Origin of the sequence: Streptomyces sp. NPDC052016, assembly GCF_044548445.1 — a bacterium.
Taxonomy (GTDB): domain Bacteria; phylum Actinomycetota; class Actinomycetes; order Streptomycetales; family Streptomycetaceae; genus Streptomyces.
Genome location: NZ_JBIUBX010000002.1, coordinates 169,762 through 186,619 on the forward strand (window position 1 = coordinate 169,762; position 16,858 = coordinate 186,619).

A 16,858-nucleotide genomic window follows, 5' to 3' on the forward strand; every position below is an offset into this window, starting at 1 on the left:
GAAGGAGACGAGAGGCACATGGTCGTACGCGGGATCCTGGGGCGCCGGCGGCGCGAGTACCGGGCGCCTGAGCCGCACCCGTCCGGCGCCCGCCCGCCGAAGCTCCCGGGGGAGCTGGTCCCCGAGCATGTCGCGATCGTCATGGACGGCAACGGCCGCTGGGCCAAGGAGCGCGGGCTGCCCCGTACCGAGGGGCACAAGGTGGGCGCCGAGCGTGTCCTGGACGTCCTCCAGGGCGCGGTCGAGATCGGCGTGCGGAACATCTCCCTGTACGCCTTCTCCACCGAGAACTGGAAGCGCTCGCCCGACGAGGTGCGCTTCCTGATGAACTTCAACCGCGACTTCATCCGCAAGACCCGCGACCAGCTCGACGAGCTGGGCATCCGGGTGCGCTGGGTGGGCCGTATGCCCAAGCTGTGGAAGTCGGTCGCCAAGGAGCTTCAGGTCGCCCAGGAGCAGACCAAGGACAACGACCTGCTCACCCTGTACTTCTGCATGAACTACGGCGGCCGCGCGGAGATCGCCGACGCCGCGCAGGCACTCGCGGAGGACGTGAAGGCGGGCCGCCTCGACCCGTCCAAGATCAACGAGAAGACCCTCCAGAAGTACCTGTACTACCCGGACATGCCGGACGTGGACCTGTTCCTGCGTCCGAGCGGCGAACAGCGCACGTCCAACTACCTGCTCTGGCAGAGCGCCTACGCCGAGATGGTCTTCCAGGACGTGCTGTGGCCGGACTTCGACCGCCGCGACCTGTGGCGGGCCTGCGTGGAGTTCGCCTCCCGGGACCGGCGGTTCGGCGGAGCGATCCCGAACGAGGAGCTGCTGGCGATGGAGGGCGACCAGTCCTGATCGAGCAGCGCCCGGAGCGCCGCGGACGCAGGGGCACGGGAGTGGCCCGCGGCTGCGGCGCCGCCGCGCTCTTCGCCCTCGCCGTGGCGCGGTGCTGATCGGTTTCGGTGCCACCGTCGAGACGGAGTCGTTTCCGGGGCTGCGGGAGAACACGGCGCCACTGGTCGTCGCCCTGCTGGTGTTCGCGGCCCTGGTGGGGGTCGGTGGACTGGCGTGCGCCGGGTGGCGGAGCCGGGGCGGACGGCTGGCCCTCACGGTGCTCGGCGCGCTCGTCGCGCTGCGGACGTGGACGCTCGCGCCGATGCTGCACTGCTGGTCGTACGACAGCGTGGGACGCGGCGACGACGGGTCCTACTCCTGTGTCGACCGGGGCGACATGATGCCCTGAGGTGCGTCAGTTCTTGCCTGGAGGTGCGTCAGTTCTTGACGGTCGCGCACTCCGCGCAGGTGCCGAAGATCTCCACCGTGTGCGCCACGTTCACGTAGCCGTGTTCCGCGGCGATCGCCTCGGCCCACTTCTCGACCGCCGGGCCCTCCACCTCGACGGCCTTGCCGCAGGTGCGGCAGACCAGGTGGTGGTGGTGTTCGCCGCTGGAGCAGCGGCGGTAGACGGACTCGCCGTCGGAGGTGCGCAGGACGTCGACCTCACCTGCGTCGGCGAGGGACTGGAGGGTGCGGTAGACCGTGGTCAGCCCGACGGAGTCGCCCTTGTGCTTGAGCATGTCGTGGAGTTCCTGCGCGCTGCGGAACTCGTCGACCTCGTCGAGCGCCGCCGCCACTGCGGCACGCTGCCGGGTGGCGCGGCCCTTCACGGGCGATCCAGCGGTCGTCACCGTTGCCTCCTCACGTCTGCGCCTTGCCGGGCCATTGTGCCAGCCCGGGCTGTGCGCGGTCAGACGCCTGCTCCCCCGCCCGCTCCCCGGGTGGCCGGAATCGCACACTCCGCCGGGTCCCCGGCAGGCTGTGCGGCGGCGAGCGCGCGGGCGCGTCGCCGGGCCAGCGGGGCCGCCAGCGCGGTCAGCGCGACGAACGCGGCGATGGTCAGCAGCACGATCGTGGCGCCGGGCGGGACGTCCTGGTAGTACGAGGTCACCGTGCCGCCGATGGTCACGGTGATGCCGATGGCCACGGCGATCGCGAAGGTCGCCGCGAAGCTGCGGCTGAGCTGCTGGGCCGCCGCCACCGGGACCACCATCAGGGCCGAGACCAGCAGCAGGCCGACGACCCGCATGGCGACCGTCACGGTGACCGCCGCCGTGATCGCCGTCAGCAGGTTCAGGGCGCGCACCGGCAGCCCGGTCACGCGCGCGAACTCCTCGTCCTGGCTGACCGCGAAGAGCTGACGGCGCAGCCCCAGGGTGACGAGGACGACGAAGGCCGCGAGCACACAGATGGCCGTCACGTCCGATTCCGACACCGTCGACAACGACCCGAACAGGTACGAGTTCAGGTTGGCGTTGGAGCCCGTCGGCGCGAGGTTGATGAACATCACGCCGCCGGCCATGCCGCCGTAGAAGAGCATCGCGAGGGCGATGTCGCCGCGGGTGCGGCCGTACCAGCGGATCAGCTCCATCAGGACCGCGCCGAGGACGGAGACGGCCGTCGCCATCCACACCGGGGACCAGGACAGCAGGAAGCCGAGACCGACGCCGGTCATCGCTACGTGGCCGATGCCGTCGCCCATGAGGGCCTGGCGGCGCTGCACGAGGTAGATGCCGACGGCGGGGGCGGTGATGCCGACCAGGACCGCGGCGAGCAGCGCCCGCTGCATGAAGGCGTAGTTCAGGAAGTCCATCAGCTCAGCAGTCCCGTGCGGATCGGTTCGGCGCCCGCCGGTGCGTGCGGGTGTACGTGGTCGTGGCCGGGCAGCGCGTGCTGGCCGACGGCGCGCGGCGGCGGGCCGTCGTGCGTCACGCAGCCGTCGCGCAGGACGACCGCCCGGTCGATCAGGGGCTCCAGCGGCCCCAGCTCGTGCAGTACGAGCAGGACGGTCGCACCGGCCGCCACCTGCTCCCGGAGGGTCCGGGCGAGGACCTCCTGGCTGGCCAGGTCGACGCCGGCCATCGGCTCGTCCATGATCAGCAGCTCGGGTTCGGCGGCGAGCGCGCGGGCGATCAGCACCCGCTGGTGCTGGCCGCCGGAGAGGGAGTCGACGGAGTCCTTGGCCCGGTCGGCCATGCCGACGAGGTCGAGGGCGTGCCGTACGGCCTGGTGGTCGGCCTTGCGCAGGACGCCGAACCGGGTCCGGGACAGGCGTCCGGAGGAGACCACCTCCGTGACGGTCGCCGGGACACCGCCGGCGGCGGTGGTGCGCTGCGGTACGTAGCCCACGCGCCGCCAGTCCCTGAAGCGCTGCCGGTCCGTGCCGAACAGCTCGATCCGCCCGGCGGTCACCGGCACCTGGCCGATGACGCTGCGCACGGCCGTGGACTTCCCGGAGCCGTTCGCGCCGAGCAGAGCGACGACCTCGCCGCGGTGCACGGTGAGGTCGATGCCGCGCAGGACGGGGCGTGAGCCCAGTTCGGCGCGGACACCGCGCAGCGATATGACGGGCTCGCCCTGTGCGTCCATGACGCCCTCCGTAACGATCACTTGGTTCCCAGGGCCGCCTGCAGCGCCTTCAGGTTGGCCTCTTGCACCGCGAAGTAGTCCTTGCCGCGGGACTTCTCCGTGATGCCCTCGATCGGGTCGAGGACGTCCGTCTTCAGTCCGGCGTCCTTGGCGATGGTCTTCGCGGTCCTGTCGCTGACGAGGGTCTCGTAGAACACGGTGGTGACCCCGTCGGCCTCGGCCATCTTCTCAAGGTCCTTGACGCGCGCGGCGCTGGGCTCCGACTCGGGGTCGAGGCCGCTGATGGCCTCCTCGGTCAGCCCGTAGCGCTCGGCGAGGTAGCCGAAGGCGGCGTGGGTGGTGATGAAGACCCTGGTCTTCGTGTTCGCCAGGCCGGTCTCGAACTTCGTGTTCAGGGCGCCGAGCTCGGAGACGAGGGCGGCGGTGTTCTTCTTGTAGTCGGCCGCGTGGTCCGGGTCGGCCTTCTCGAAGGCCGCGCCGACGCCCTTGGCGACCTCGGCGTACTTGACCGGGTCGAGCCAGACGTGGGGGTCGAGGCCGCCCTCTTCCTCGTGCTCGTGCCCCTCGTGCTCCTCGTCGTGCTCGGCCGCGTGGCCGCCGACCTCGGTGCCGTGCTCCTCGAGCGAGGTGAGCTCCGCGGCGTCGATCTTCGTCTTGACCCCGGCCTGGGCCACGGTGTCGTCCACGGAGGGCTGGAGGTTCTTGAGGTAGAGCACCGCGTCCGCCTCCTCGACCTGGACGCGCTGCTTGGCGCTGAGCTCCAGGTCGTGGGGCTCCTGGCCGGGCTGGGTCAGGCTGCTGACCTTCACGTGGTCGCCGCCTATGCGCTCGGCGAGGAAGGCCATCGGGTAGAACGACGCGACGACGTCGAACTTATCCGTGTTGCCGGCGGCGGCGCTCTCGTCCGAGCAGGCCGAGAGGGTGGCGAGGCCGAGCGCTGTGGCCGCGGCGACCGCGGTCCCCGGTATGAGTCGTCGTACGTTCATGACAGTCATTTTCAACAAATATGGAAACCGTTGTCAACAAAGCGCGGGGTAAGCGCCGGGTAAGGGCTGTTTCGGGGCTCCCGGGCGGCTTCGGCGGTCTCCGGGGACCCCACCGATTTGGTCGTGGGGGAGCCCCCGCCGGTACCCTGAATCATTCGCTGGAAGCATCTCGCTTCGTCGCCCGTCGTCGTAATGAAGAGAGCACCGTGGCCGCCGACAAGATCGACACCATCGTCAGCCTGAGCAAGCGCCGTGGCTTCGTATTCCCCTGCAGTGAGATCTACGGCGGTCAGCGTGCCGCCTGGGACTACGGACCGCTGGGTGTCGAGCTCAAGGAGAACCTGAAGCGCCAGTGGTGGCGCTACATGGTGACGTCGCGCGAGGACGTGGTCGGCATCGACTCGTCCGTCATCCTGGCCCCCGAGGTCTGGGTCGCCTCCGGTCACGTCGCCACCTTCACCGACCCGCTCACCGAGTGCACCTCCTGCCACAAGCGGTTCCGCGCGGACCACCTGGAGGAGGCCTACGAGGCCAAGCACAACCGCCTCCCGGAGAACGGCCTCGCGGACGTCAACTGCCCCAACTGCGGCAACAAGGGCCAGTTCACCGAGCCCAAGCAGTTCTCCGGCCTGCTCTCCACCCACCTCGGCCCGACGCAGGACTCCGGCTCCATCGCCTACCTGCGCCCCGAGACCGCGCAGGGCATCTTCACCAACTTCGCTCAGGTGCAGACCACTTCGCGCCGCAAGCCGCCGTTCGGCATCGCGCAGATGGGCAAGTCCTTCCGCAACGAGATCACGCCGGGCAACTTCATCTTCCGCACCCGCGAGTTCGAGCAGATGGAGATGGAGTTCTTCGTCAAGCCGGGCGAGGACGAGCAGTGGCAGGAGTACTGGATGGAGCAGCGCTGGAACTGGTACACCGGCCTGGGTCTCCGTGAGGAGAACATGCGCTGGTACGAGCACCCCAAGGAGAAGCTCTCCCACTACTCCAAGCGCACCGCCGACATTGAGTACCGCTTCCAGTTCGGCGGCAACGAGTGGGGCGAGCTGGAGGGTGTCGCCAACCGCACCGACTACGACCTCTCCGCCCACGCCAAGGCCTCCGGCCAGGACCTCTCCTACTTCGACCAGGAGGCCGGCGAGCGCTGGACGCCGTACGTCATCGAGCCCGCGGCCGGTGTCGGCCGCGCGATGCTCGCCTTCCTGCTCGACGCCTACGTCGAGGACGAGGCGCCCAACGCCAAGGGCAAGCTGGAGAAGCGCACGGTGCTGCGCCTCGACCACCGCCTCGCCCCGGTGAAGGTCGCCGTGCTCCCGCTGTCCCGCAACCCCGAGCTGTCGCCGAAGGCCAAGGGCCTCGCCCAGGCGCTGCGCCAGCACTGGAACATCGAGTTCGACGACGCGGGCGCGATCGGCCGCCGCTACCGCCGCCAGGACGAGATCGGTACGCCGTACTGCGTGACCGTCGACTTCGACACGCTCGAGGACAACGCCGTGACCGTGCGTGAGCGTGACTCGATGAAGCAGGAGCGGGTGTCGCTCGACCAGATCGAGAGCTACCTGGCCGGCCGCCTGATCGGCTGCTAGGCGCGGATCGCGGACGAGGCCGGCTCCGGCGGGGGATCCCGCCGGAGCTGGCCTTTCGTCCGTCCGGGGCGGCGCGTCCCGCGCGGGCGTGAGGGCCCCGAGCCGGCCGGTCCGCACCGGCCGTCCGGGGCCGGCCCGCGCTCTCCTAAGCCGCTGTCGGGTCCACCGTCGCCTGGTGCGCCTCCGCGAGGTGTTCCTCCGCCTTGAGCCAGGGGAGGAACTGGGCGCCCTTCCGCCAGCCGCAGGTGTCGCACCGGACCGTGCGCTGCACGCCGCTGCGCTCCACCCGGACCACGTGCTCCCGCCCGTGCCGGTCCCAGCGGCGCACCCTGCTCGTGTTGTTCGCCGGCATGACGCCTCCCCGCGTCCGAGGACATCGACTCTGTTCGCGCACCAAGGAGTGTGCGGCACCTCCGAGATCAACAGGGAGGATCCGGCGGTGAGGTGACCGACCCGTGTCCTGCCCCGGCCGGGGAGGCCGCTCGGCCGCGCGACCGGCGCCGGTCCGGTGCGCCCTTGCGGGACGCCCGGAACGCCCTGAGCGCCTCCACGCGCAGTTCGGTGTGCTCACCGCGGTAGCGGATCAGGCGCAGGCCGACGTTGCGCCGGGACGCGCCCGGCGCCCGGACGAAGGGGCGGAAGGTCAGACAGGAGGCGTTGGCCGGGCCGTTGCGGTGGCTGCCGCCGGCCAGCCGCAGGTCGGACAGGGCCGGCTCGGCGCGGGCCAGACCGTCCGGCCGCCACTCCACCACCTCGTGGACGTTGCCGCAGCAGTCCCAGACGCCGGCCGGCGTACGCCCGGACGGCAGCCGTTCGACGGGCTGCACCGTCGGCCTGCGGCCCGGGAAGCTGAGGTTGGCGTGCCGGGGGGTGGGCGCCGGCTCCGCTCCCCACGGGTAGGGGCGGCCGTCGGCCGCGCAGCCGGACAGGGCCAGCCACTCGGCCGCCGTGGGCACGGCCCAGATCCACTTCTCGCCCGGCTCGGAGCCGCTCTTCAGCAGGCAGCGGTCGATGAGCGCCTTCAGGAACCGCCCCAGTGCGTCGCCGCGTTCGTCGTCCCAGGCGCCGAGGACGTACGGCAGCCGGGGATCGGCGCCCTTCTCCACCCGCTCCGGCCAGAGGGCCGCCATGTCGCCGACGGTGAGCGGGCTGCGCATCACCTGGAACGTGTAGCCGCCGGATCCGTCGCCCGGCACGGCGACGTCGACCGGGCCCACGGGCACGAGCTTGCGCGTGAAGGGCAGCGCGTCGGCGTGGGACACGTCCGGGAGCCGCTCGGCCACGTACCGCTCGTGCGCCTGGCGCAGACGGCTGCCCATGATGTCGGTGACGGGGAAGACCTCCAGCAGCCAGTCCATGATCTTCTTGGCGCGGGTGGGCCGCGCTCGGGTGACGTGGTAGACGTCCTCGACGATCTGGCGGGGCGGCCAGTCGCACGCCTCCGGTGCGTCGGAGTGCAGCAGGAGCTGGAACAACGTCAGCCAGACCAGCCGCAGCTGGCGCAGTTGCCGTGGGTCGTTCCGGCCGATGAGGACCTCGCTCTGCCTGACCAGCCAGAGCACGTTGCCGTCCCGGGCGAGCGCGATGTCGGCGCCCACCAGCGCCCAGAACTGCTCCGGCGAGCGCACCGACACGGTGATCCCGCGGTACTGGGCGACGGCCTCCACGGACACCGAGCTGTCCTTCAGCGGCCCGAGCGACAGCGGGAACGCCGCCAGCGGGCGCGAGATGTCCGTGAGTTCCGCGTCCTCCGGCCCCGGGACCTGCCGGAGGGGCAGGTGGCACAGGGACTTCTGCTCCCAGATGTTCACCCAGGGCGCGAGCCGGATCGTCACGTCCGCGCCGGGGAACGCCGGCTGCGCGGTGCCGCGGGACCACCCGGAACCGCCCCGCAGCAGGCCTCGCCTGAGCTGGCCGCGCCGGACCCGGACGAGCGCCTTCAGCCATCGCTCCGGGTCCGCGCCGCAGGCCTTGGTGAACAGCCTGAGCGAGTCCGGCCGGGGCAGGCTCCTCCCGGTGCACATGCCGTGCACGGTCGACGTCGACAGACCGGTCGCCCCGGCGAGACTCTGGTAGCTCCTGCCCGCCTTCTCCCGTAACTCCAGGAGGGCGTGGGCCAGTTCGGCGGCGGTGTGGACGGACGACGGGTCGGGTGATGGCGTCGGGGCCACCGTTCCTCCCTGGCGTTCGGAGATTTCCGGCATCGTTCGGAGAGGTTCGGAAAGCAGGCTAGTCCCCGTGGTCGAACGGCATGGCGGTTTCCGGCGGTTTCCCTGTCCCCCGATGCGTCCGAACGGCCTTGCCCCGCACGGTGGCCGGGCATGGACGACGACCACGAGGAGCAGGCCATGACGCACCCGGCACCCCACGAGCCCGAGCACACCCGGTCCCCGCGGGCGGCTTCGACACCGTCGCTGATCAGCGTCCGGGCCGCACTGGTCTTCCTGCTGGCAGCCCTCGTCGGGCTGCTGGCCGGGGCGCTCGTGTACGCGGCCCGTCAGGCCTGGGCCGACGCGGCGGGCGCCGGACTGGCCGCGGCGGGCGGTGCGCTGCCCCTGCTGAACCAGATCGTCGAGGGGGAGTGAGGGGAGGGGCGATGAGCGGTGAGGAGCGCCGGCAGCGGCTCACGCCCCCACGCCGGCCGCCTCCCGCACCTCCGACGCGTCCAGCTGCTCGGCGGCCCGCTCGGCCGTTCGCCGGGCCCACCGCCCGCTGCTGACCGCACCCACCACCAGCACCGCGAACCCGCACCCGGCCAGGATCCACCAGCCGGGCACGGCGGCGGAGACGAAGGCGTCGCGGTACGAGGAGGAACCGATGCCCGACGCCAGCACGGCGCCCACCACGGCGACCCCGAGTGTCTGGCCCAGCTGCCGGCTGGTGGACGCGACGGCCGCCGCGACCCCCGCCTGGCTCCGCGGCATCCCCGACACCGCCGTATTGGTGATCGGCGCGTTCACGAAGCCGAAGCCGATGCCGAAGAGCACGTACCCGATGAAGAGCGTCACATCGGACGTCTCGGCGTCGAACGCGGCGAACAGGACGCCGCTCGCCGTCATCGCGACCCCGGCGATCAGCAGCGGCAGCCGCGGCCCCTTGCCGGCCACGAGCCGCCCGGACAGGGGTGCGCACAGGAACGTCGGCAGGGCCATGGGCAGCATCCACAGGCCGGCGTGCAGGGCGTCCAGGCCGCGTACGTTCTGCAGGTACAGCGTGGACAGGAAGAGGAACCCGCCGAGCGAGGCGAACGCGCTGATCGCGATCACGGTGGCCCCGCTGAACGGCGCCGACCGGAAGAACCGCAGGTCGATGAGGGGCTCGTCCCTCCGGGGCTCGTACCACAGCAGGCCGAGCAGCGCGGCAAGCGCCACCGCCGCGAACGGCCCGCTCACCGCGGCCCCGGCCGTCGGCGCCTCGATGATCGCGTACGTCAGGGAGCCGAAGAGCGCGATGACCAGCAGTTGGCCGACGGGATCCGGGCGGCGGGCCCTGGGGGCGCGGGACTCGGGCACGAAGCGCAGGGTGAGGAGGAGGGCCGCGAGGCCGACGGGCAGGTTGACCCAGAAGATCGAGCGCCAGCCGACGGACTCCACCAGCAGGCCGCCCACCAGGGGGCCGGCGGCCATGGAGATGCCGACGACCGCACCCCAGACGCCGATCGCGCGCGCGCGCTCACGCGGGTCGGTGAAAGTGTTGGTGATGATCGACATGGCGACCGGGTTGAGCATCGAGCCGCCGACCGCCTGCACCGCGCGGGCCGCGATCAGCAGATCGAGGTTCGGCGCGAGGGAACACAGCAGGGAGCCCGCCGAGAACACGACCAGGCCCGCCAGGAACACCTTCCGGCGGCCGATCCGGTCGGCGGTGGAGCCCGCGAGCATCAGCAGAGCGGCCAGCACCAGCGTGTAGGCGTCGATCGTCCACTGCAGGCCGGCGGTGGTGGCGTGCAGGTCGCGCTCCATCGCGGGCAGGGCCACGTTGAGGACGGTGTTGTCGAGGCTCACGATCAGCAGGCTCATGCAGCAGATCGCGAGGACGACCAGACGTCGGCGATGGCTGAGCTCGGGCATGGGAACCATCGTAGCCCGCATCGATAGTGCGGTTAACTAATGACTCCGCCAAGATTTTGATCCGTCCACCCTCCCGCGTGCGTGACAATGGGGGAATGCCCACGACCGCGCCCCCACAGAACACGACCCTGCGGATCGGCCCGCACGCCGTCCAGCCACCCGTGGTCCTCGCCCCCATGGCCGGGATCACCAACGCGCCCTTCCGGACCCTGTGCCGGGAGTTCAGCGGCGGCAAGGGCCTGTTCGTGAGCGAGATGATCACCACCCGGGCGCTGGTCGAGCGCAACGAGAAGACCATGCAGCTGATCCACTTCGACGCGACCGAGACGCCGCGCTCGATCCAGCTGTACGGCGTCGACCCGGCGACCGTCGGCAAGGCCGTCCGCATGATCGCGGAGGAGGACCTCGCCGACCACATCGACCTGAACTTCGGCTGCCCGGTCCCGAAGGTGACCAGGAAGGGCGGCGGCTCCGCGCTGCCCTACAAGCGCCACCTGCTCCGCGCCATCCTGCGCGAGGCCGTCAGCGGCGCCGGGGACCTCCCGGTGACGATGAAGATGCGCAAGGGCATCGACGACGACCACATCACCTACCTCGACGCCGGCCGTATCGCCGTCGAGGAGGGCGTGACCGCCATCGCCCTGCACGGCCGCACGGCCGCCCAGCACTACGGCGGCACCGCCGACTGGGACGCCATCGCCCGCCTGAAGGAGCACGTCCCGGAGATCCCCGTCCTCGGCAACGGCGACATCTGGTCGGCGCAGGACGCCCTGCGGATGGTGCGCGAGACCGGCTGCGACGGCGTGGTCGTCGGCCGGGGCTGCCTGGGACGGCCGTGGCTGTTCGCGGACCTGGTCGCCGCGTTCGAGGGGCGCCCGGAGGACGTCGCCCGCCCGGCGCTGCGCGAGGTCGCCGACGTCATGGTGCGGCACGCCACCCTGCTCGGCGAGTGGATCGGCGACGAGTCCAAGGGCGTCGTCGACTTCCGCAAGCACGTCGCCTGGTACCTGAAGGGCTTCGCGGTCGGCTCCGAGATGCGCAAGCGGCTCGCCGTCACCTCCTCCCTGGAGGAACTGCGGGCCGGGCTCGACGAGCTGGACCTCGACCAGCCCTGGCCCGTCGGCGCCGACGGGCCCCGAGGCCGTACGTCCGGCAATAACCGGGTGGTGCTGCCGGACGGCTGGCTGAAGGACCCGTACGACTGCGCGGGCGTCGGCGAGGACGCGGAGCTGGACACCTCCGGCGGCTGACGCTCAGCCCTCGCTGGGGTGCGGGGTCGACCCGTACGCCAGCAGGAAGCGGTCACGGAAGGAACTCATCTTCCACACCGGGGCGTCGTGCGCGGGCTTCAGTCCCTCCGTCCACTTCCAGCCGGCGATCTTGTCGAGGACCTTCGGGTCCTTGGCGACCACGGAGACCGGCACGTCGCGGCTCGCGTCGCTGCCGCTGACCCGGGCGATGGGCTGGTGGTCGCCGAGGAACACCAGGACGGTGTCGTCGGTGCCGTAGCGCTCCAGCCACTGGGTGAGGGCGGTCACCGAGTACTGGATCGACCTGCCGTACTCCTCACGGGACTCGGCCGAGTCGTCGATGACGGCGGAGGCGTCCTTCCCGGCCTTCTCGATGCCCTCGAAGACCGAACCGTCGCCCAGCTCGTCCCAGCCGACCATCGTCGGGATCGGCGCCCAGGGCTGGTGGCTGGAGGTCAGGATGATCTCCGCCATCAGCGGCCTGTCGCGTTCCCTGCCGTGCTCCAGCCGCTGGAACGCCTCCAGCGCGTACTGGTCGGGCATCGTCGACCAGCTGAACTTCGGCCCCCGGTAGCCCATCTCGAAGGCGTCGTAGACGTTGTCGAGGCCGTAGTACTCCGCCTCCGGCCAGCGTTTCTGCACCCCGGGCATGATGCCGACGGTGTCCCAGGCGCCGGTTTTCCGGAAAGCCTTGGTGAGGCTGAGATGGTCGCTGGCCATGACCGTGCGGTAGCGCTGCTGGGTGTCGACCCACAGGCCCGACATCGCGGTGGAGTGGCCGAGCCAGCTGCTGCCGCCGAAGGTCGCCGAGGTCAGCCAGCCGCTCCTGGCCTGGAAACCGGCCTGCGCCAGGGCCCGCGTGCCCGTCTCGAGGGTCTCGCCCACACCGGGCGCCATGACCGGGTCCTCGATGGCGCTGCGGCCGTAGCTCTCGATGAAGGTGAAGATCACGTCCTTGCCGCGCAGGTCGGGCACGAGCTGGGCGGGCGGGGTGGCGCCGAAGGTGTCGGTGCGGGCCTCCTTCGCGAAGGCGGCCTCGTCCTTCAGTGTGGTGCGCACCTGCCGGGCCTCGTTCACCAGCGTGTCCGCGACGCGGTAGGAGGCGACGGGCACGCCGGCGTTCTGCAGACCGACGATGGAGCAGGTGATCCAGGCCGTCCCGGAGATCAGCGTGGCCCGGGTCGCCCGCCGGGTGTCGCGCGCCAGCAGCCCGGCCAGCCGGACGGTCGCCAGGGCCGTCACGGTGACCAGCAGGGCGACCAGGAGGAACACGCCGACCGTGGCGGCGAACGCCGTGGTGCCTCCCATCGAGTCCGCCACGTAGGACTGGGCGTCGTCCAGCAGGATCCAGTCCAGGACGAGGTTGAAGTCGCGGCCCAGGTACTCGACGAAGCCCATGTCGAGCACGTTCAGCACGGTCAGCGCCCCGAGGGAGGCCCCGGCCAGCGCCGCTGCGGCCACCCGCGGCCGGCGCGGCAGCGCCAGCAGCACGGCGGCGCCGAGTATCGCCTCCCCGGGCAGCCGGGTGAACCGGTTGAACTGGAGCGCGTCGAGCCGGTTCGGCAGCAGCAGGGCCCCGAGCACCAGCACGGCCGACAGCACGGTCGCCGTCCGCCACAGCCCCCGCGCGGCGCGCGGGTACCGGCTCCGCCAGGCACGCCAGTGCGCGACGCGGTCCCTGAGGGTGCGGGGCGCGGCGCCGGGCTCCGCACCCTCCTCCGCGTCCCGCACGCCGGCCGCGGCGTCCTCGGGTTCCTTCAGGTCGGGCGACGGGCGAGAGCGTGTGAAGACGGGCACCCGAGGGTCCTTCCGTACGAAGCCGGGTGGATCGGCGGATCCGCCCGGGGGGATCGGGTCCGCCACCGTTTCGTACGGCTTGCTCCCGGCCGGTGTTCACCCCGCTCGACCCGCGGCCGGCAAACACCGTGCAAACACCCGGCCAAGCCCCCCTTCGGAGGGGCGCCTTGGCGGACGGCGCCCTCCGGAAGAGACCTCCCTAGGCGCCGCCCACCGCCGTGAGCAGTGCCAACGGGGCCGCCGCCGAACGGGATTCCCGCACGCAGGCGTGAGGGTACGGCACCGGCTCGGCGTGGGTGTCACGGCCGTACCCGGCGAGGACCTCGGGCAGCCGGTGGCCGGTCGCGGTCGCCGCGTCGACCAGGCCGTGGGCGACCGTACGGGCCTCGTCGTGCAGACCGTAGCGGGCCAGACCGAGCGTGATCAGCGCGTTGTCATGCGGCCATACCGAACCCCGGTGGTACGACAGCGGGTGGTACGCCGGCTGCCCGGCCGCCAGGGTGCGCACGCCCCAGCCGGAGAAGAAGTCCGGCTCCAGCAGGCGCCGGCCGACCGCCTCCCCGTACTCCTTGTCCAGCAGCCCGGACCAGAGCAGATGGCCCGCGTCGGAGGCCAGCGCGTCGAGCCGGCGGCCCTCCCCGTCCAGCGCGAGGGCGGGGAAGGAGTGCTCCGGCATCCAGAAGTCCCGCTGGAAGCGGTCGCGCAGATCGGCGGCGGCCTGCTCCAGCAGGTCCGCGTACGTCTCGTCCGCCCACACCGCGCGCGCCACCCACGCCGTGCGGCGCAACGCGTCGTACGCGTAGCCCTGCGCCCCCGCCGCCGTCACCGGGCCGCTCGCCCGGGTGCCGTCGGCCGAGCAGATGGCGCCGGGGGAGTCCTTCCAGTTCTGGTTGGCGAGGCCGCCCCGGTCGGCGCGGTAGACCAGGTAGCCGCGCGAGGTGAGGCCGCCGTGGTCGAGCATCCAGCCGACGGCCGCGCGGGCGTTTTGCTCCAGCCGGCGGGCGAGGGCCGCGTCGCCGGTCTGCTCGACGTACGCGCCGAGGAGGACGAGGAAGAGCGGGGTGGCGTCCACCGAGCCGTAGTAGCGGCCGTAGGGGACCTGGCGGAAGTGGGCGAGTTCGCCGTGCCGCACCTCGTGGACGATCTTGCCGGGCTGTGCGACGGACTCCTGGGCGGTCTCGGTGGCCTGGGTCGCGGCGAGCGCCAGCAGCGTGGCGGCCGCCGGGCGGGGGCGGTAGGGGAGCGCGAAGAGGGAGGTGAGCAGGGCGTCCCGGCCCAGCAGCGTCAGGAACCAGGGAGCGCCCGCCGCCGGTACGCGCACCTCCTCGCCGTCCGGGCCGGTCGCCGGGACCTGCAGCGCGGCCAGGTCCGCGAGGCCGCGCGCACAGGCCGCGGCCAGTTCGGGCCAGCCGGTCGGGAAGGCCACGCCCTCCACGAACTCGCCCTCCTGCGCGAGTAACGTCCCGTTCAGTGCCGCCGGTGAGCTGGGCACGCGCAGCGCCCGCTTCTCGCCGTGCGGGCGGGCCATCACCCGCAGGGTCAGCGCGGCCGAGCCCTGGGGCTCCAGTTCCAGCTTCCACACCAGGCGGCGGGCGCCGGTGCCGGTCTCCTCCACGGCGTCCGGCGCGGGCTCGGCGCTCACCGCCGTCACGGACCGCCACTCACCGCGCCGGTAGGTGAACTCCACCCCGTGGTCGAGGACCTGGCGGCTGCGGACGGCGCCGGCCTTGGCGTAGGTGCGGTGGTCGGAGCGGAGTTCGAACTGGTCGGTGAAGTCGGCGTCCACGGTGAGCGCCAGGCGGACCGTCAGGGGCACCGGGCGGTTGCTGACGACCCGCAGCAGCTCCACGAACGAGCTGTCCCCGACCGCCTGTTCCCGGAAGATCGTGCACGCCGGCGGCTCGGTGCGGCCGCCGCGCGGGACCAGCACGCACCGCGCGGTGTCCCCGTCCGCGACCGGCACGAGCACCTCGGGCACGGCCCCGTCGACGGTGAGCTGCCAGCGGCTGAGGTGCCGCGCGTCCCTGACGAACAACCCGTCCGGAGCACCGGCGCCCCGCACGCCGCTGATGTCCCCGCGGTCACCGACGGCGGCGAACGTCCCGCCGTACACGAGCAGATGATGCCGGTCCGTCATCCCCGGTCCCCTCCCTTGAGTGCGGTGTCGTCCCTGGCGCTTCCGGTGTCGTACAGGCCGCGTCCGTGTCGTCCTGGTCGTCCTGGTCGTCCTGGTCGTCCGTGTCGTACAGGGCCGTGCCGTACAGGCCGGCCGTGTCGTGCAGCAGGTCGAGCGTGAGCGCGGCGGTCCAGCTGAAGCCGGTCGCCCCGCAGGCCTCACCCGTGTACGGGTGGACGTACTCGGCGAACTCCGACGTGCCCGCGATGTCCAGCACGGCCGCGCGCAACGCGTCCGCGTGCGCCCGCTCGCCGTGCGCCCGCAGGCCCCGCTCCAGCAGCCAGCCGGTGTTGAACCAGGCGGGGCCGCGCCAGTAGCGGTGCGGGTCGAAGGCCTCGCCGAGCAGGTCGTAGCTGGGCACGAGGCGGGTGGCGCCGCCCAGCCCGAAGTGCGGGCCGCGCAGGGTCTCCACGAGGGCGGTGGCGATCTCGCGCGGCAGGCCGGGCAGCAGCAACGGCACCAGCCCGGAGACCCCGCGCTCGCGGATCAGCCCCCCGCCCCGCACGTCCCGGCACAAGAACAGCCCCTGCGCCGGATCCCACAGCCGGTCGACGAGCGCCGCCGTCAGCCGCCCGGCACGCACCTGCCGGGCCGTGCCCGTCGCGCCCAACTCGTGCGCGATGCGCGCCAGCGCGTGCTCGGAGGCGATGAGCAGCGCGTTGAAGGCGGGATCCTCGACGGCGAAGTCGCCCCCGCCGGTCGCGCCTTCCCCGCCCGGCCCGCCCCGGTCCCCCTCGCGGGCCCCCTCCCCGTACCCTTCGCCCGGCCCGTCCCGGTATCCCCGGTCCCGGTAGTCCGCCGCCAGCCGCACGTACCGCCCGTAGTCCAGGTCCGTGGGCCGGTCCTCCGCGGCCCCGTGGTCGAGGTCGGCGCGGCGGAAGGAGCGGGCCGGGGCCGGGGCGATCCGGGCGAGCGGGGCGTCCCACGAGGGGGCGTTGTCCATGCCCTGCTCCCACGGGTGCACGACGGACACCAGCCCGCCCCCGCCCGCGTCCCGCCGGTGCAGCAGATAGCGGTGCCAGGCGGCAAGCCGGGGGTACACCCGGGTGAGGAAGCCGCGCGCCCGCGAGAGACCCGGGTCGGCGCAGTGCACCAGCCAGGCCGCCAGCGCGTGCACGGGTGGCTGCACGATGCCGGACGTCTGTACGGTGCGCGGGGCGCCCGCAGCGCGCCCCGCGGTCGAGGAGCGCCAGAAGTCGGGGCTCGGGAAGTACGCGTCGAGCGGCACGGAGGGGTTGAAGACGATGTGCGGGATCCGCCCGTCGCCCCACTGGGCGTCCAGCAGCGTCTCCAGCTCGGTCTGGGCCCGGCGCGGCGACACGTGCCGCAGCCCGATCGCGATGAAGGCCGAGTCCCAGGACCACTGGTGCGGGTACAGCCGCCGCGAGGGCACCGTCGACGTGCCCGTCCAGTTGCGCTCGAGTACCGCCACCGCTCTGAGGTGCAACGACCCGGCCGAGGTGCCGGGATCGTATACGGAGGTGCGCTCCGCTGGGCGGGCGACGAGTTGGGCGGTGCGATCCACTCGGGGCTCCCCGGGAGAGCGGCGACGACGGCACAAGCAACC

The 16,858-nt window shown here is 72.3% G+C and carries 15 protein-coding genes; 5 read left to right on the forward strand and 10 right to left on the reverse strand.

Translation table 11 applies throughout. The features are described from left to right. The first annotated feature begins 18 nt into the window (after positions 1-18). Together ACIHAR_RS03890 and ACIHAR_RS03895 are read left to right on the forward strand one after the other, a co-directional pair. Positions 19-852 (forward strand): isoprenyl transferase, encoded by an 834-nt coding sequence (locus ACIHAR_RS03890; RefSeq protein ID WP_400016646.1) that lies wholly within the window; start codon positions 19-21, stop codon positions 850-852. Positions 853-943: 91 nt separating this feature from the next. Next, the gene (locus ACIHAR_RS03895; protein WP_400016648.1) at positions 944-1,240 is read left to right on the forward strand and encodes a hypothetical protein; all 297 of its coding nucleotides are present in this window, start codon (positions 944-946) and stop codon (positions 1,238-1,240) included. A 28-nt stretch (positions 1,241-1,268) separates the two neighbouring features. Here the strand turns inward: ACIHAR_RS03895 and ACIHAR_RS03900 are convergent, their stop codons facing one another. The 4 genes from ACIHAR_RS03900 to ACIHAR_RS03915 are packed head-to-tail and all read right to left on the reverse strand — an operon-like array spanning position 1,269 to position 4,409. Next, entirely contained in the window at positions 1,269-1,685 is a 417-nt protein-coding gene (locus ACIHAR_RS03900; RefSeq protein WP_388750398.1) for a Fur family transcriptional regulator, read from the reverse strand. 59 nt (positions 1,686-1,744) lie between these two features. Beyond that, the gene (locus tag ACIHAR_RS03905) at positions 1,745-2,647 is read right to left on the reverse strand and encodes a metal ABC transporter permease (RefSeq protein WP_365454355.1); all 903 of its coding nucleotides are present in this window, start codon (positions 2,645-2,647) and stop codon (positions 1,745-1,747) included. Continuing rightward, positions 2,647-3,423 carry a metal ABC transporter ATP-binding protein gene (locus tag ACIHAR_RS03910; protein ID WP_365454358.1) on the reverse strand — a complete coding sequence of 259 codons (777 nt, stop codon included), beginning with the start codon at positions 3,421-3,423 and terminating at the stop codon, positions 2,647-2,649. The genes ACIHAR_RS03905 and ACIHAR_RS03910 overlap by 1 nt, the downstream gene beginning before the upstream one ends. Before the next feature lie 17 nt (positions 3,424-3,440). Continuing rightward, positions 3,441-4,409: a metal ABC transporter substrate-binding protein gene (locus ACIHAR_RS03915; RefSeq protein WP_400016655.1), complete on the reverse strand. Its 969-nt coding sequence runs from the start codon at positions 4,407-4,409 to the stop codon at positions 3,441-3,443. 206 nt (positions 4,410-4,615) lie between these two features. On the opposite strand from ACIHAR_RS03915, the gene ACIHAR_RS03920 reads away from it, so the two are divergent. Then, positions 4,616-5,998 (forward strand): glycine--tRNA ligase, encoded by a 1,383-nt coding sequence (locus ACIHAR_RS03920; RefSeq protein ID WP_384658178.1) that lies wholly within the window; start codon positions 4,616-4,618, stop codon positions 5,996-5,998. 145 nt (positions 5,999-6,143) lie between these two features. On the opposite strand, the gene ACIHAR_RS03925 is transcribed toward ACIHAR_RS03920, so the two are convergent. Both ACIHAR_RS03925 and ACIHAR_RS03930 read right to left on the reverse strand, forming a co-directional pair. Then, a complete protein-coding gene (locus ACIHAR_RS03925; RefSeq protein WP_365454367.1) occupies positions 6,144-6,350 on the reverse strand; it encodes a hypothetical protein in 207 nt (68 codons plus the stop codon). Between the two features lie 67 nt (positions 6,351-6,417). Continuing rightward, positions 6,418-8,169 carry a helix-turn-helix domain-containing protein gene (locus ACIHAR_RS03930; RefSeq protein ID WP_400016659.1) on the reverse strand — a complete coding sequence of 584 codons (1,752 nt, stop codon included), beginning with the start codon at positions 8,167-8,169 and terminating at the stop codon, positions 6,418-6,420. A 150-nt stretch (positions 8,170-8,319) separates the two neighbouring features. Here ACIHAR_RS03930 and ACIHAR_RS03935 point away from each other — a divergent pair, with 150 nt between their 5' ends. Further along, positions 8,320-8,583, forward strand: a complete 264-nt coding sequence (locus tag ACIHAR_RS03935; RefSeq protein ID WP_365454373.1) for a hypothetical protein — start codon at positions 8,320-8,322, stop codon at positions 8,581-8,583. 39 nt (positions 8,584-8,622) lie between these two features. Here ACIHAR_RS03935 and ACIHAR_RS03940 read toward each other — a convergent pair whose 3' ends face one another. Continuing rightward, a complete protein-coding gene (locus tag ACIHAR_RS03940) occupies positions 8,623-10,068 on the reverse strand; it encodes an MFS transporter (protein WP_400016662.1) in 1,446 nt (481 codons plus the stop codon). A gap of 95 nt (positions 10,069-10,163) precedes the next feature. Here ACIHAR_RS03940 and dusB point away from each other — a divergent pair, with 95 nt between their 5' ends. Further along, positions 10,164-11,318 (forward strand): tRNA dihydrouridine synthase DusB, encoded by a 1,155-nt coding sequence (gene dusB, locus ACIHAR_RS03945; RefSeq protein WP_400016665.1) that lies wholly within the window; start codon positions 10,164-10,166, stop codon positions 11,316-11,318. 3 nt (positions 11,319-11,321) lie between these two features. On the opposite strand, the gene ACIHAR_RS03950 is transcribed toward dusB, so the two are convergent. From ACIHAR_RS03950 to ACIHAR_RS03960, 3 genes are all read right to left on the reverse strand, one after another. Further along, a complete protein-coding gene (locus tag ACIHAR_RS03950) occupies positions 11,322-13,115 on the reverse strand; it encodes a CDP-alcohol phosphatidyltransferase (RefSeq protein ID WP_400016667.1) in 1,794 nt (597 codons plus the stop codon). A 199-nt stretch (positions 13,116-13,314) separates the two neighbouring features. Next, positions 13,315-15,252, reverse strand: a complete 1,938-nt coding sequence (locus ACIHAR_RS03955) for a glycogen debranching N-terminal domain-containing protein (protein ID WP_365454382.1) — start codon at positions 15,250-15,252, stop codon at positions 13,315-13,317. After that, positions 15,197-16,816, reverse strand: a complete 1,620-nt coding sequence (locus tag ACIHAR_RS03960) for an MGH1-like glycoside hydrolase domain-containing protein (RefSeq protein WP_400016670.1) — start codon at positions 16,814-16,816, stop codon at positions 15,197-15,199. Before ACIHAR_RS03960 ends, ACIHAR_RS03955 begins: the two co-directional genes overlap by 56 nt. Positions 16,817-16,858 lie beyond the last annotated feature (42 nt).